The 12883-nt window shown below is 49.4% G+C and carries 11 protein-coding genes; 5 read left to right on the top strand and 6 right to left on the bottom strand.

Translation table 11 applies throughout. The features are described from left to right. Positions 1 to 20: 20 nt before the first annotated feature. Together CPY98_RS10405 and CPY98_RS10400 are read right to left on the bottom strand one after the other, a co-directional pair. Positions 21 to 1481 (bottom strand): AMP nucleosidase, encoded by a 1461-nt coding sequence (locus tag CPY98_RS10405; RefSeq protein ID WP_071892804.1) that lies wholly within the window; start codon positions 1479 to 1481, stop codon positions 21 to 23. Between the two features lie 75 nt (positions 1482 to 1556). Further along, the gene (locus CPY98_RS10400) at positions 1557 to 2048 is read right to left on the bottom strand and encodes a MarR family winged helix-turn-helix transcriptional regulator (protein WP_046449321.1); all 492 of its coding nucleotides are present in this window, start codon (positions 2046 to 2048) and stop codon (positions 1557 to 1559) included. A gap of 96 nt (positions 2049 to 2144) precedes the next feature. On the opposite strand from CPY98_RS10400, the gene CPY98_RS10395 reads away from it, so the two are divergent. Together CPY98_RS10395 and CPY98_RS10390 are read left to right on the top strand one after the other, a co-directional pair. Further along, positions 2145 to 2984, top strand: a complete 840-nt coding sequence (locus CPY98_RS10395) for a DMT family transporter (RefSeq protein WP_043493220.1) — start codon at positions 2145 to 2147, stop codon at positions 2982 to 2984. A gap of 120 nt (positions 2985 to 3104) precedes the next feature. Then, on the top strand, positions 3105 to 3377 hold the full coding sequence (locus CPY98_RS10390; protein WP_043493218.1) for a hypothetical protein: 273 nt from the start codon (positions 3105 to 3107) through the stop codon (positions 3375 to 3377). 67 nt (positions 3378 to 3444) lie between these two features. Here CPY98_RS10390 and tehB read toward each other — a convergent pair whose 3' ends face one another. Continuing rightward, on the bottom strand, positions 3445 to 4059 hold the full coding sequence (tehB, locus tag CPY98_RS10385) for a tellurite resistance methyltransferase TehB (protein ID WP_255407735.1): 615 nt from the start codon (positions 4057 to 4059) through the stop codon (positions 3445 to 3447). A 101-nt stretch (positions 4060 to 4160) separates the two neighbouring features. Beyond that, positions 4161 to 5342, bottom strand: coding sequence for an FMNH2-dependent alkanesulfonate monooxygenase (ssuD, locus tag CPY98_RS10380; protein ID WP_043493217.1), 1182 nt, complete (start codon positions 5340 to 5342; stop codon positions 4161 to 4163). Between the two features lie 278 nt (positions 5343 to 5620). Between ssuD and CPY98_RS10375 the strand changes: the two genes are divergently transcribed. Further along, positions 5621 to 7591 (top strand): sigma 54-interacting transcriptional regulator, encoded by a 1971-nt coding sequence (locus tag CPY98_RS10375; RefSeq protein WP_096387601.1) that lies wholly within the window; start codon positions 5621 to 5623, stop codon positions 7589 to 7591. Positions 7592 to 7647: 56 nt separating this feature from the next. Here CPY98_RS10375 and CPY98_RS10370 read toward each other — a convergent pair whose 3' ends face one another. After that, positions 7648 to 9435 carry a methyl-accepting chemotaxis protein gene (locus tag CPY98_RS10370; protein ID WP_043493213.1) on the bottom strand — a complete coding sequence of 596 codons (1788 nt, stop codon included), beginning with the start codon at positions 9433 to 9435 and terminating at the stop codon, positions 7648 to 7650. A gap of 255 nt (positions 9436 to 9690) precedes the next feature. Between CPY98_RS10370 and CPY98_RS10365 the strand changes: the two genes are divergently transcribed. Both CPY98_RS10365 and CPY98_RS10360 read left to right on the top strand, forming a co-directional pair. Next, positions 9691 to 10878 (top strand): sugar transporter, encoded by a 1188-nt coding sequence (locus CPY98_RS10365; RefSeq protein WP_096388746.1) that lies wholly within the window; start codon positions 9691 to 9693, stop codon positions 10876 to 10878. A 13-nt stretch (positions 10879 to 10891) separates the two neighbouring features. Continuing rightward, on the top strand, positions 10892 to 11359 hold the full coding sequence (locus CPY98_RS10360) for a tetratricopeptide repeat protein (protein ID WP_046449325.1): 468 nt from the start codon (positions 10892 to 10894) through the stop codon (positions 11357 to 11359). 3 nt (positions 11360 to 11362) lie between these two features. Here CPY98_RS10360 and CPY98_RS10355 read toward each other — a convergent pair whose 3' ends face one another. After that, positions 11363 to 12826, bottom strand: coding sequence for a PLP-dependent aminotransferase family protein (locus CPY98_RS10355; protein ID WP_096387599.1), 1464 nt, complete (start codon positions 12824 to 12826; stop codon positions 11363 to 11365). Positions 12827 to 12883 lie beyond the last annotated feature (57 nt).

Here is a 12883-nt window from a genome sequence, read left to right as displayed (position 1 = left end):
CTTTCAGCATATTAAAAATCTTAACGGAACGGCGGCTCGTTAAAGGTACGCAGTTTACGTGAATGAAGTTTATCGCCTTCGGCTCTCAGCAAATCAATCGCGCGTATACCAATTTGTAAATGCTCAGATATTGCGCCTTCATAGAAATGGTTGGCTTGGCCTGGCAGCTTAATTTCCCCATGCAGCGGTTTATCCGATACGCACAACAGCGTGCCGTATGGAACGCGAAAACGATAGCCTTGCGCGGCAATTGTTGCGCTCTCCATATCCACGGCCACCGCACGGCTTAAACTAAAGCGCAGCGCCGACGCGGAGAAACGCAGCTCCCAGTTGCGATCGTCAGACGTCACTACAGTTCCGGTACGAAGTCGTTGTTTTACCTCTTCTCCCGGCATTCCGCTTACGGCCTTGGTCGCATCATATAATGCACGCTGCACTTCAGCGATGCTTGGGATCGGAATATCCGGCGGTAAAACGGCGTCTAATACGTGGTCGTCACGCAGATAAGCGTGTGCCAAAACATAATCGCCTATCGCTTGGCTTTCACGCAGCCCACCGCAGTGGCCAATCATTAGCCAGACATGCGGTCTGAGAACGGCCAGATGATCGCAGATTGTTTTCGCATTTGAAGGACCCACCCCGATATTAACCAGCGTGATCCCCTGTCCTGTCGATGAAATCAGATGATAGGCTGGCATCTGGTGTTTCTTCCACGCTAAATCTGAGGTGGTCTTCTCTGGGTCTGCCGTTTCAGCGGTGATATAGCTACCGCCAGCGCAAGACAACGCTTCGTAAGGACTATTCGGATCAAGAATTTGCTCGCAAGCCCAACTGACAAACTCATCAACATAACGACTGTAGTTAGTAAATAGAATATAAGGCTGAATATGTTCGGCGGGTGTACCGGTATAGTGTTTGAGGCGTGCCAAAGAGAAATCAGTACGCAGCGCGTCAAAGTGCGACAGCGGGAAGAAATCCGTCCCGGTTTCTAAACCATCTGTGATCCCATCGCCAATTTTGGCCAGATCGGTGGTTGGAAAATGCTGTGCTAACCCTGCCGTCATGGTTCTATCCAAAACAAGGTCTGAACCATCAATAACAAACGGATACGGCATTTCTTGTTGTGACGGTGTCACTTCGAAGCTAGCGCCATACTCAGTTTCTAATAACGCTAACTGCTCCGCCAAATATTCACGAAATAGCGCTGGGCGCGCGATAGTTGTGCTGTATTGACCGGTTCGAGAAAAACGCCCATAGGCGCGCGTTCTTAAATGATCGCGAAATTTTCCATCCCAGCTGACGCTCAGCTGTGGGTAGGAAAATAGTCCTTTTGCCCTTTCTCCTACGTCTGGCAATTTCCCCTCATTGATATAATCGCTGATGGCGGTGCGTAGTGCGGACAGTGCTGACTCATACAGTAATTCAAGTCGATCAAGTGCTTCGGACGCCGTGAGATGCATAGTCTCTTGTGATTTATTCAAAATATCCCCTTAATGACTCGAAAAGCGCAGGTTTAACAGTATGGTCTACTCGTAAAATTTTGCTTATCGCTGGTATTACTCAGCGGGTTCATTATGCAGCAACCAGCGCCGCATAAGACCGGCTAATTGCTGTCTTTCGGTGGCTGTAAGAGGTTCAAGGATCTCTTTTTCATTCTGAACGTGATGCTCCAGCGCCCGATCTATCACATTGAGGCCCTCTTCTGTCAGCCCTATTTTACAGCTACGTTTATCATGCGCGTTAGGCTGTTTGAACACTAATCCCCGCGATTCCAGCCGTTCAAGGCGCACCGACATGGCACCGGAAGACAGCATAACCGTTTGATATAGCTCGGTTGGGGTTATCAATTCCCCGCTTCGGCGCAGCGTAGCCAAAATATCAAACTCGATGGTATCTAAACCATGTTGTTCATAAACACCGGTGACTTTGCCTGATAACAACTGCCCCATACGCGCCATTCGGCCAATAATACCCATCGGAGAACAGTCGAGATCAGGCCGTTCGCGTTGCCACTGCTCGATAATTTTATCTACATGATCCTGTGTCATCGCCCCTCCAAGATATCTTTTTAAAAAGATACTTGTTTTATTTCTATTTCGCTACTAACTTACCTTTCACGAAAGTAACTTTTCAAAAAGACAAATATGAACATACTCATCGCTTTTATGGTTCCGCTACTTTGGGGAAGCACCTACGCCGTTGTTGGCTACTTCCTGCAAGACATCTCGCCGGTCTGGATTGCGGTTTTCCGTGCCCTGCCTGCCGGTATTTTACTGTTGCTGATTCATCCCGCAAAGTCACCGCTAAAATGGAGTCGAATGTTTGCAATAAGCATTTGTAACATATCTCTTTTCTTTGTGCTTTTGTTTATTGCCGCACATCGTTTACCTGGCTCTGTGGCGGGCACATTGGGAGCAACGCTCCCGCTGATGGTGCTGCTGTTACAGTGGATTCAGGAAGGGAAAAAACCAGCGTTATCTAAGCTTGGGCTAGCGACATTAGGACTGGTTGGCGTAATACTGCTGCTGAATCCCTCGGCCAATTTAGACATTATTGGCGTGGCTGCTGCGTTGTTAGGCACGTTATTGATGGCACAAACGTCTTTGTGGATATCACGCTGGCCCACCAACGATCAGCTTGGCCTTGCGGCTTGGCAGCTATTCCTTGGCGGGATTATTTTACTGCCCTTTGCATTCATGTTTGCGGGAATGCCCGCGTTGCCTACGCCAAAAACCTGGGTTGGCCTATCGTGGCTGGTAGTGTGTAACACCGCGTTTGCCTACTGGTGTTGGACACGTTCGGTAACGCTCCTCGGGCCACATACCATGTCGATGATATCGCTGTTTAATCCTGTTACCGCTGTCTTACTCGGATTTGTCTTCCTAAGTGAACGCCTTTCTGTCGTCCAATGGAGCGGTATTATCTTGATCTTCTTATCGATATTGCTGATGAAAACGATAAAAGCAAAACCCGCGATGACCTAACCATCGGCGCACCATAGAGCGATGAATAGCTATGATGTTAAATTTAATCGCTGTAACACAATTGCCATATGAAAGTGCTATACCTAAAGAGTAGTCATTTATTCCTCTCTGAGGTGTCATATGAATACTTTCGGCCTAACGCGTACGTTTGCAGGAATTTTGATTGTCGACTGCTGCCACTGTGCGCAATACGATCACATTGAAGAAAACTTCCAGCTTGCGGTGCAGAAATACAGTTTTCTGGTACGGCCGGGAGAACATATTGACGGCAAAGAATGGGTGCGCAGAATTGAGCAGAGAAACCCACCGCAAAATGTTGATCACATGCTGAATGCTATTTTAGCCGTCATGCACTCCAACCCAGAGATTGAGCACGAATGCGTTTACTACTGAATCTACTAACCTAACCGGTGTAGGAGCTTTATCACTAAAGCTCCTTTTGCTTATCTAGCTGACTGTCTTAGCTGATTTTTTTCGCTAACATCGTGGCGAAACGCATTTTAATGCGGTTGCCGTTTTCATCGACGCGGTGCAGTTCGCCTACGTCTTCGTTGTATTTCGCCAACTCCCAACCACTGTAATAGTTGCGCAGCTCATCGGGTTTAAAGGTGAATGAAAACGGGACGTTGCAAGGATAATCAGGGCTATCCACTGCGGCCACAATCAGGTTGTAACCACCGATGCGCGTGCTGTCTTGCATGTTGCGAATAATGGCAGGAATTTCTGGCCGCCCAAGGAACATAAACACCACCGTTGAAAGAATGAAATCATACTCTCCACTGAAGCGATGGGTATTCAGGTCAACCTGCTTTGCTGTAATATTTTTTAGGCCTTCAGCCTGAATAATGTCATTCAGGCTGTTGATGCTCATGGCATTTTTGTCCCACGCGGTAACGTTAAACCCTTTCAAGTTCAGATACAGCGAGTTACGGCCACGGCCGCAGCCCAGATCTAGTGCGTCGCCAACGGGGACGATCTTAACGGCATTCAGCACTTCAGAGTGCGTTGATGTTAGTTCATATTTTTTGGTGAAGTAATCGCCGTCGCGTGTCATGTGAGTTGTTTCAGAATTCATTAGCGTGTCCATATCAATTACCAGAATTAATCAGCTAATTATCCCTTATTCCACCCACAAATGCTTCCCTGCACGTGGGTGGATTTTACAGCTTGCGGTAATCAGAGCTTTACAGCGTCCGGTTTTCTAGCCGTTGGACGTTGAGCTCCCCCAATCGTTTCACCAAAAGGACCGGTATTAATGCTTTGCGCACGCTGCGCTGGCGTATGATTTAAAGTCAGCAGCGGCATTACCAACTCGGCAAAACGATGCGCTTCCTCGAGATGCGGATACCCAGACAGAATAAAATTATCGATGCCTAACGCTTGGTATTCAGCAATACGGTCGGCAACCTGCTGCGGATTTCCCACTAGCGCGGTGCCTGCGCCGCCGCGCACCAATCCCACTCCCGCCCACAGATTGGGGCCAATTATCAAACTGTCACGAGAGCCGTTATGGAGTTCGCTCATGCGTTTTTGACCCGATGAGTCCATACGGGCGAAAATTTTTTGCGCGGCGGCAATGGTTTCATCATCTACGTGGCTAATCAGTTTTTCTGCGGCAGCCCATGCTTCCTCTTCGGTTTCGCGCACAATAACGTGTAGGCGAATACCGTATTTCAGCGTTCGTCCTTCTTGTTCAGCGCGTTGTCGCACGGCAGCCAGTTTTTCAGCGACTAAGTTGAGCGGCTCTCCCCACGTAAGATAGGTATCAATTTGGCTAGCTGCTACGTCGATAGCCTCAGGTGATGAACCGCCAAAATACAGCGGAGGGCCATTCTGCTGAACAGGTGGAAACAACAATTCTGCGCCTTCAACCTGAATATGCTCTCCGGCATAGTCGACTTTTTCGCCTTGGAGCAGTTTTTTGTAGACGTGTAGGAATTCATTCGTGACATTGTAACGTTCTGCGTGATTAAGAAATATACCATCACCTTTGTTTTCAACCGGATCGCCGCCGGTGACCACATTAATCAGCAAGCGCCCTTCAGAAAGCCGGTCAAGCGTTGAAGCCATGCGCGCAGCCAAGCTGGGCGGTTGCAATCCGGGACGCACAGCGACCAAAAACCGTAGGCGTTTCGTCATGGGTGCTAATGCTGCCGCGACAAGCCAAGAATCTTCACAGCTTTTCCCCGTTGGGATCAACACACCGTAGTAACCAAGATAATCTGCCGCTACTGCAATTTGTTGTAAATATTGAAGATCAACGGAACGCCCCCCTTCTGCGGTACCCAAATAGCGCCCATCCCCATGAGTTGGGAGAAACCAAAAAACGTTAATGCCAGATTGCTGTTGTTCACTCATTATGCTTTTCCTTTATAACCATATTTAAAGAATATCTATTAAAATAATCTCTTCGGTTATAAAACAAATAGCACGATACATGCCAACTCGATTGGTTTTTATTTGTCATAAAAATCAATTAATTAAATCTTTCTCGCTTTCTGCAACCTGCTGCAAAGACAACAGCATAGTCACCTAGACTGCTGCATTTGCAGCAGAAAGCGGTTTGCTGCATCTCGCCGCCAGAGCATCGATGAGATATGTTCAATCGCATCACGTATTCATTTTGGAAATGAGTTATGCCGCTGCCGTTACCCTCATCACAGCCGGTGTTGGTCGATCCCGCGTCTATCGCGTTTAAAAACGTGCTGGATAAACTTGCTCCCACCGATGCTACTGTACTGATCGTTGGGGAAACAGGAACCGGCAAAGAAGTGGTGGCGCGCTATCTTCATCACCATAGCCTACGCCACGAGCAGCCTTTTTTGGCGGTTAACTGCGGTGCTTTAAGTGAAAGTCTGGCGGAAGCCGAATTATTTGGCCATGAGAAAGGCGCATTTACCGGAGCGCTAAATCGGCATCAGGGCTGGTTTGAAGCCGCTGAAGGCGGGACTTTATTGCTGGATGAAATTGGCGAACTTAGCCTGTCGCTACAGGTCAAGCTCCTGCGCGTGCTGCAAGAGCGAGAAATTACCCGTGTGGGTTCACGAACGCCAATCTCCATTAATGTGCGGGTTATTGCAGCCACGCACGTTGATTTAGCCGATGCGATTAAAGAGCGCCGCTTTCGTGAAGACCTCTATTATCGCCTCAACGTCGCCGCTGTCACGTTGCCACCTCTACGCCAGCGTCCACAGGATATCCCTGCGCTCGCGCAGCATTTTCTGTCTTTATATGCCAACCGCCTAGGTCGCCCGCATCTTACCTTAGCGGAGGATACGCTTGAGGCATTAGCCGACTACCACTGGCCCGGCAATGTACGAGAGCTCGAAAATACGTTGCACAATGCGGTGCTGCTTACCCAAGAGTCGCAGATACCGCCTCATAGATTAAAAATCATTGCGCTTAAAAGTGACAATGTCACTAATAGCCACATCACCAATAACCACGTCACTAATAACAATATCACTAATGACAACGCTGCTGATGACGATGAACTTGCCCTTTTTATTCGTTCGCAGCTAGAAAAAGAGACGCCAAAGCTGTTTCAGAAAATCACTGATGCGCTGATACAGCATGCGTTCAGTATGAACAATAACAATCAGCAGCAAACCGCCGCGATGTTGGGCATCAGCCGAAACACACTACGCACTCATCTTGCGAATCTGGGGCATATCAAATCACGGAAAAAAGAGCGACTATCGCCCCACGGCTATACTTTGTCCGAGGGCCTAATAACTGAACGTGAGCTGCGCATTGGCTATCAAAAGTTCGGGAATTTAGGCATGCTCAAAGCTCGGCAAAGCCTAGAGGAAAGGTTTGTGCAACAAGGCGTTACGGTTCTTTGGAGCGAGTTTCCCGCAGGCCCGCAGTTGTTGCACGCGCTGCAAAACAATGAGATTGATTTTGGTGCCACGGGTGAAGTGCCTCCTATACTGGCTCAGGCACAAAACAGTTCGCTCATCTATGTCGCCTACGAACCACCTTCTCCCCACAGCGTGGCGATGGTCGTTGCTCAAGACAGTCCGATTTATCACTGTTCAGATCTACGCGGCAAACGTATTGCGGTGAACCGCGGCTCTAACGTGCATTATCTGTTGCTGCAAATGTTGGATGAGCATGGCCTCACGCTTGACGACGTTCGTGTGAACTATACGCCGCTACGATATCCACTGACTCCGTCAGACTTTCATGCTGTTGATGCGTGGATGATGTGGGATCCGTTGCTGAGCGATGCACAACTTTCTGGTGATATGCGCATTATTGAAGATGGCCACGGCAAGGTACTGAATCAGCAGTTTTATCTTTCTCGCCGCGATTTTGCCCAGCGTTCAGCAGACCTGCTTAAGATTGTTTTGGATGAGCTCAAACAGACCGGGATATTTATCGCCACGCATCCAGAAAATGCGGCGCAATTATTGTCGCAAGAATTAGGCCTGCCACAGGCTTCGCTGGCGCTGGCATTATCTCGCCGTCAACATGAGCCGCGTGCCATCAATAGAACCGTGATGCGCGATCAGCAAACTATCGCTGACAGATTCTATGCGTTAGGGCTGATATCCAAAGCGGTTAAGATACGCGAGGCAGTTTGGGATGAGGGATTAGCTTAACATCCCCGCCAAATCGGGGGATGTTAAGCTGAGTTAATCGCGAATCAATAACAAAGCTATACGTTAAACTGCCCCACGGCGCCGACTAAATCGTTAGCCTGCGACAGCAGCGCACCGGAGGCCGCCGTCGATTCCTCTACTAACGCAGCGTTCTGCTGCACCATGGTATCCAGATGGGTAACGGCTTTATTGATTTCATTGATACCGCGCATTTGCTCATCGGCGGCGTTGGTGATCTCCGACATTATCGTTGTGACGGCGGAAACGCTGGTCACGATATCCGTCATGGTTTCACTGGTTTGACGCACCTGCGTTGAGCCGGAAGCGACGCTGCGTACCGTCGATTCAATCAGAGATTTAATCTCTTTAGCCGCTTGTGCACTTCGCTGCGCCAGCGTACGCACCTCACCGGCGACCACCGCAAATCCACGTCCTTGCTCACCCGCTCGAGCTGCTTCAACGGCGGCGTTCAGCGCCAGAATATTGGTTTGGAAAGCAATGCCGTCGATGACGCCGGTAATGTCACCAATTTTGCCGGAGGCGGTTTCAATCGATTGCATGGTGCTGATGACTTTGGCAATCGCTTCACCACCGCGAGAGGCATCCGCAGAGGCTGAATGTACCGCGTTGTTTGCCTGTTTCGCTGCGCCTGCTGATTGCGCCACCGTGGAAGAGATTTGTTCCAACGCCGCCGATGTCTGCTGAAGATTGGCCGCTGCAGATTCGGTTCGGCTGGACAAGTCTTGGTTTCCTGATGCAATTTCATTGGCCGCAACGCGCACGGACTCACTGCTGCTACGGATGGACTTCATCACGTCGCTGAGCTTATCAATGAAGCGGTTAAACGAACCGGCAATCTGTGAAACCTCGTCTTTGCCGTTGGTGGGCAAGCGCTGGGTTAAATCCGCAGTGCCCGAGCTAATGGCATCCATTGCATCACGGATCTTAATCAGCGGTGTTAACGCACGCTGAGCAATAACGCCGATAATCACGGCGGCAGCAACGATCAACACCAGCAGCGTCACTAATGAGGTGGTCAACAATGAGCGCATTCCGGCCGTGGCCTCGGTTTTATCCATTGCTACCACGGTAAACCACGGCGTTCCGGCTACAGGCTGCGCCAGTAAAAGTTTGGCGCTGCCGTTGATGTCATATTCAATCGGTGAACGTGCATTCAGCAAACGTGACAATTCCAAGTTAGGCGCAATATCGGATAACGGCTTGAGGGTCAGCGATTCATCGGGATGCGCCATAATGTTGCCAGCCGCATCGATGAGCATGCCAAAGCTATTTTCCGTTGGATGTATGGAACGCACGTTTTCAATCACGCTATCCATGGTGACATCCCCTTCCACCACGCCCTTCAGAATGCCATTTTCGATATGCGGCGCGGCAAACGTCACCACCATTTTCTTGGTGTTGGCATCAACATAAGGTTCAGTAACAATGGGTTTACCGGCTTTTACCGCCTGGATATACCAAGGGCGTGTGGTGGGATCATAGCCTTCAGGAACGCTGTTAGGCACCGATGAAATATCGATTTTATTAGGATAGCCAATATCAATCCCCATGAAGTTACCGCCGTTGGCGGTTTGCACCATCAATGGCATGGGATCAGGAGAGGTAACATGCGGCGTAAGCGCTGAGACCAACCGGCTTTTGCTTGCCACCCAGTCGGAAATGGCACGGTTGTGGCTAGAAGAGACGGCCTCAAGCGTGCTATCAATTGCGCTATTGTTATATTTGTTGGCAATTGAATAGTTTAGATATGTGTTAATACAAAGAGAGCAAATAACGATGGCGGTAGAAGCAGCCAGAATACGTGAACGGATAGAGTCGAACATGATAGCTTGCCCTGATTAGAAGAGAGTTATGCCAGACTTATGTTTTTTATTGAAACAGCACACTAAATAACGGCCTGAATAAATAAAACTTGAGTTATTTACACTATAAATAAATTAAGTCCTATTTATCAGAGAGCTAAGCGCTTGGCGGCTTCTTCTCGATGTCATTGACCTAGGCGCTATAAATTGTGACCGATTCGCAGTATGCTAGTTACCGAAAAGTTTCCTCCTGTTTTCCTAACCTTAGTAAGTGCCATGAACCCAACTCCAGTCTCCCGCAAAACCGCATGGTTAAGAGTGGTTACGCTTGCCGTTGCCGCCTTTATTTTTAACACCACTGAATTTGTTCCCGTTGGCTTGCTCTCAGACATCGCGGCCAGTTTTTCGATGAGTACCGCGCAGGTCGGCCTGATGCTGACGATTTATGCTTGGGTTGTGGGGCTGATGTCATTGCCATTCATGCTGATGACCAGCCAAATGGAGCGACGCGGGCTGCTGGTGAAGATCTTCATCCTGTTTATCGCCAGCCATGCGCTTTCGGTAGTAGCGTGGAATTTCTGGATCCTCGTTCTTTCGCGTATCGGTATTGCGCTGGCTCACGCGGTGTTTTGGTCAATTACCGCATCGCTGGCTATTCGTTTAGCTCCGGCAGGCAAGAAAGCCCAGGCGCTGAGTTTATTAGCCACGGGCACCGCCTTGGCGATGGTGCTTGGGCTGCCGCTTGGCCGTATTATTGGACAATACTTAGGCTGGCGAACCACATTCATGGTGATTGGGATTGTCGCGACCATGACGTTGATTTGTGTCATTAAGCTGTTGCCTAAACTCCCGAGCGAGCATTCAGGCTCACTAAAAAGCATTCCAATCTTAATGAAGCGCCCTGCGCTACTGTGTTTATACGCGCTCACCGTCGTGGTGGTCACGGCGCACTATACGGCATACAGCTATATTGAACCGTTTATTCAAAGCGTTGCGCTGATGAGCCAAGGCTTCGCCACCATGCTGTTGCTGGTGCTTGGAGCCGCTGGGATCATAGGCAGCGTGCTGTTCAGCATGTTAGGAAATAAGCACCCTGCCACGTTAATCATTGGTGCCATCGTGTTGCTGACGCTGAGCTTAGTCTTGCTGCTTCCTGCCGCATCTAGCCCAATATGGATTGCGTTACTGTGTGTGGTTTGGGGCATTGCCATCATGACGATTGGCCTTGGCATGCAGGTGAAAGTCTTGGCGATGGCGCCCGATGCAACCGATGTAGCCATGTCGCTTTATTCCGGTATTTTCAATATTGGCATTGGCGCGGGCGCGCTGCTAGGTAATCAGGTCAGCATTCATTTGAGCATGGCCAATATCGGCTATATCGGCGCTGTTCTGGCGCTGGCTTCTCTGATGTGGTGCATATTTATTTTCCGTCGCTATGCAGAGATCTTGGCGAAAGGTTATTAACCTGCGAGGAAATATGATTTTATCCGCCTTGAAAACCCAAAACTATGCGTCTGCATTAGAAGCCGCTATCGCGCAGTTAGCCACCGAGCCTGATTCCGCGTCATTGCACTACTATGCGGCATGGGCCTGTGATGGCTTAGGGCAGGAAAATCGTGCGATCCCTTATTATGAAAAAGCGATCGCCTTAGGATTACCTAAAGCTGATTTAAAGGAAGCCTATCTAGGACTCGGTAGCACTTATCGAGTCACCGGACATTATCAGCAATCGTTTGATTTGCTTACGCGTGCAACCGCTGAATTTCCTGATGACAAAGCATTACAGGTATTTTACGCCTTAGCTAAATACAGTATGGGCGATGCTAAAAGTGCCCTGCGTGATACTTTATTATTGCTCACCAGCACCACACAGGATGATTCCATTTCAGCCTTTCGCAAAGCCATTGATTTTTACGCACAAGACTTAGATTTCATTAGTGATTAGTAATCAGCGAATAGCATGAGTTTGGCGATTTTCCTCAGCTATTTGCATCTGACACTCCAACATGGCGCATTCAACCGCCTTGCCCAGTTTTCGTAACGCTTGGTCGACTTTGTCGCTATAAGGCAGTCCGTAATTTAATCGCAAACAATTTCGATATTTCCCCGATGCAGAGAACAGCGAGCCAATGACAAATTGCACTTTGGCTTCGCTGAGTTCGAGACTTAAACGCACGGAATCAAAATGCTCGGGGAGCTCAATCCACATCATGAATCCGCCCTGTGGGCGGCTCACGCAGATGCCGCAGGGAAAGTACTCTCTCACTCGACAGGTAAATTTCTCGAGATTCTGTTGATAGTATTTACGCATACGCCGCAGATGAGTTTGATACCCGCCTGACTTGATAAACTCCGCAATGGCGAGTTGCGGATGCGAAGCCGATGCGCCAGTGCCGGTGTATTTCATGTAGACCACGCGATCAAAATAGCGCCCTGGCGCAATCCAACCAACGCGAAGCCCCGGAGCAACCGTCTTCGAGAAAGAGCTGCACAGCAATACGCGTCCATCGGTATCCAGCGATTTGATCGTGATAGGACGAGGATATTCAAAGGCTAAATCGCCATACACGTCGTCTTCAATAATGGCGATATCGTAGCATTGCGCCAGCGATAATAATTCCCGCTTGCGTTGCTCTGGCATGATGAACCCCAGTGGGTTATTACAGTTAGGCACCAACATCACTGCTTTGATCGGCCATTGTTCAAGCGCCAACTTCAAGGCCTCAACGCTGATACCGGTGCTAGAGTCAGTGGGAATTTCGATGACTTTTATTTTAGAACCGCGCAGCTTTTGCATGATCCCATGAAAGGCGGGCGACTCCACCGCGACGATATCGCCCTCCTGACACGCCGCGCGAATTGCCACCATCAGCGCCTCATGGCAACCATGAGTGATGATGATATCAGCAGGATTTAAATGGCATCCCGAATCAATGGCCAAACGTGCAACCTGTTCACGCAAGGCGTGAGAACCGTACACAGGATCGTAATTTAATACTCGGCTGTCTTGCGCCTGCATAATCCGAGTCATCGCTTTCCATAACGGTGCCATTGTGGACTGGCACATATCCGGTGAGCCGCTGCCGAAAGGAATGGCATCGCTATCAGGTTCTTCATTCAGGCGATCGAGAACACATCCCCACTGCGTTATTTCTACCGGACGTTGAGCTGGACGGCTTATCGCCGGTGCGGGCGGCGTGTGTTTGCGGGGCGTTACATAATATCCCGACCGTGGCTGTGGCGTGATGAGCTGTCTATCCTCAAGCAGATGATAGGCCTGTTGCACGGTGCTGATGCTCACTGAATGTTCATCACTCAGCGTTCGAACCGAGGGCAAGCGCTCGCCGCTTTGATATAGCCCCGCTTCAATTCGTTGTGCCAATAAATCTGCGAGATGTTGATAGCGCGTCATCGTTGCCCTTCCCAATCATTGCTTAAGATCGTTATTCGCTAAAATGTCAGGCGAAAA

The organism is Hafnia sp. CBA7124, from assembly GCF_002355555.1.
Lineage (GTDB): Bacteria > Pseudomonadota > Gammaproteobacteria > Enterobacterales > Enterobacteriaceae > Hafnia > Hafnia alvei.
The sequence above is the reverse complement of the archived record's forward strand: the minus strand, read 5'-3'. Positions and strand labels throughout refer to the sequence as shown.

Coding starts and splice junctions, on each gene's coding strand:
- CPY98_RS10400 (WP_046449321.1), bottom strand. CDS start 2,048: ATGACACAGGATCATGTAGATAAAATTATCGAGCAGTGGCAACGCGAA.
- CPY98_RS10395 (WP_043493220.1), top strand. CDS start 2,145: ATGAACATACTCATCGCTTTTATGGTTCCGCTACTTTGGGGAAGCACC.
- CPY98_RS10390 (WP_043493218.1), top strand. CDS start 3,105: ATGAATACTTTCGGCCTAACGCGTACGTTTGCAGGAATTTTGATTGTC.
- tehB (WP_255407735.1), bottom strand. CDS start 4,059: ATGAATTCTGAAACAACTCACATGACACGCGACGGCGATTACTTCACC.
- ssuD (WP_043493217.1), bottom strand. CDS start 5,342: ATGAGTGAACAACAGCAATCTGGCATTAACGTTTTTTGGTTTCTCCCA.
- CPY98_RS10375 (WP_096387601.1), top strand. CDS start 5,621: ATGCCGCTGCCGTTACCCTCATCACAGCCGGTGTTGGTCGATCCCGCG.
- CPY98_RS10370 (WP_043493213.1), bottom strand. CDS start 9,435: ATGTTCGACTCTATCCGTTCACGTATTCTGGCTGCTTCTACCGCCATC.
- CPY98_RS10365 (WP_096388746.1), top strand. CDS start 9,691: ATGAACCCAACTCCAGTCTCCCGCAAAACCGCATGGTTAAGAGTGGTT.
- CPY98_RS10360 (WP_046449325.1), top strand. CDS start 10,892: ATGATTTTATCCGCCTTGAAAACCCAAAACTATGCGTCTGCATTAGAA.
- CPY98_RS10355 (WP_096387599.1), bottom strand. CDS start 12,826: ATGACGCGCTATCAACATCTCGCAGATTTATTGGCACAACGAATTGAA.